This is a genomic window from Bradyrhizobium sp. P2_E8, assembly GCF_056403875.1.
In genome coordinates this window covers 1-1,181 of the sequence record NZ_JBFUES010001522.1, presented here as the reverse complement: position 1 = coordinate 1,181, position 1,181 = coordinate 1, and the positions used below count along the sequence as shown (strand labels likewise).

The 1,181-nt window shown below is 63.2% G+C and carries 1 protein-coding gene and 1 pseudogene; one reads left to right on the top strand and one right to left on the bottom strand.

Annotation, left to right across the window (positions count from 1 at the left end; all coding sequences use genetic code 11):
* Nucleotides 1-304: pseudogene (locus AC1D00_RS41990) on the bottom strand (lytic murein transglycosylase); the annotation flags it as partial.
* Nucleotides 305-342: 38 nt separating this feature from the next.
* On the opposite strand from AC1D00_RS41990, the gene AC1D00_RS41985 reads away from it, so the two are divergent.
* On the top strand, nt 343-1,181 hold an 839-nt coding region (locus tag AC1D00_RS41985; protein WP_477014757.1), incomplete at its 3' end, for a UTP--glucose-1-phosphate uridylyltransferase.

The following is a 1,181-nucleotide window of genomic DNA, read 5'->3' as shown; positions in this document are numbered from 1 at the left end:
AGAAAATGCCGCCGAACAGGTTCGACAGGCCGTTCTGCGCCTGGGCCTGCGCGCAAGCCGGCAGCAGCAAGGCAGCCGCAACCAACGCTCCGCTGGTCACGGATCCAGCACGTTTTGCCAGCCCTGCCACTGATTGCATCATGTCCCACCTGTCCGGCCAAAAATCCGCCATCAGGAGGCCCGGTTGCGGTTGCCAATAGCCTAACAAAGATGAAATTTTGGTGTCGGCCTTTTTCTCAACTCCGTGAGGGCGAGGCCCCACATCCGCCTTTGTTAGCGGCTGCAAACAAGCTAGCAAGATCACATTGCTCCGTTCACGTCCTCAGGTATTCGATCGATCCCATGAAAATTCGCAAAGCCGTATTCCCCGTCGCCGGCCTCGGCACCCGCGTCCTGCCCGCCACCAAGGCGATGCCGAAGGAAATGCTGACCATCGTCGACAAGCCGCTGATCCAGTACGTCTATGACGAGGCGAGGGAAGCCGGCATCGAGCACTTCATCTTCGTCACCGGCCGCAACAAGAATGTCATCGAAGATCATTTCGACAAGATGTTCGAGCTCGACGCGACGCTGGCTGCGCGCAGCAAGAAGGCCGAGCAGGAGATCCTGGCGCAGAACCAGCCGGAAGCCGGCGCCGTCAGCTTCACCCGCCAGCAGGCGCCGCTCGGCCTCGGCCACGCGGTCTGGTGCGCGCGCGACATCGTCGGCAACGAGCCGTTCGCGGTCGTGCTGCCCGACGAGCTCGTGCTCAACACGCCGGGCTGCCTGAAGCAGATGATCGAGATGGCATCCTCGCTCGGCGAGAAATCCAACCTGGTCGCGGTCGAGGCGGTGCCCGACCATCTCACCCATCAATACGGCATCTGCGGTGTCGGCAAGCGCAGCGGCAAGATGTTCGAGGTCGACGGCATGGTCGAGAAGCCGGCCAAGGGCACCGCGCCCTCCAACCTCTCCATCACTGGCCGCTACATCCTGCAGCCGGAGATCTTCAAGATCCTGGAGACCCAGGAGCGCGGCGCCGGCGGCGAGATCCAGCTCACCGACGCCATGATCGGCCTCGCCAGGTCGCAGAAATTCTACGGCGTCGAGTTCGAGGGCGAGCGCCATGATTGCGGCTCCAAGCCCGGCTTCCTCCGCGCCAACATCGCCTACGGCCTGAAGCGCCCCGAGCTGCGCGACGG